1 protein-coding gene is annotated in these 420 nt (G+C 52.4%); it reads left to right on the top strand.

Annotation, left to right across the window (positions count from 1 at the left end):
* A partial coding sequence (locus Q1A08_RS21385; protein WP_299776426.1) for an Ig-like domain-containing protein occupies nt 1-420 on the top strand: 420 nt, incomplete at both ends.

Here is a 420-nt window from a genome sequence, read left to right as displayed (position 1 = left end):
GATTACCGTGGACACTGTAGCGCCGGAGAAACCGGATCTTGGAAACGGCACCTTAAGCGCAACCGATGATCAAGGTCAGAAAGTGGGGCCGATCAACGAAGGTGATACCACCGATGATGCGAAACCGTTGTTGGATGGTACGGTGGACGTACCGAACGGCAAAGTGGTTGTGATTATCGATGGCGGTACGCCGAATGAGCGTCGCGTTACGGTCGATGTTGATGATCAAGGTAAGTGGAATTACACCCCAGAGCCGGCTTTGGTTGATGGTTTGCATAAAGTTCAAATTGCGTTGATTGATGAAGCGGGCAACGGTCCTGGTGATCCAAGTGACCCATTGAGCTTCACCGTTGATACCAGTGCGGTGACGGTCACTATCGATAAAGCGGTAGATGATGTGCCGAGTCCAGGTGAGCCTGC

The sequence above is a fragment of the uncultured Pseudoteredinibacter sp. genome (assembly GCF_947500695.1).
Taxonomy (GTDB): Bacteria; Pseudomonadota; Gammaproteobacteria; order Pseudomonadales; family Cellvibrionaceae; genus Pseudoteredinibacter.
This window is presented reverse-complemented; position numbering and strand designations above follow the sequence as displayed.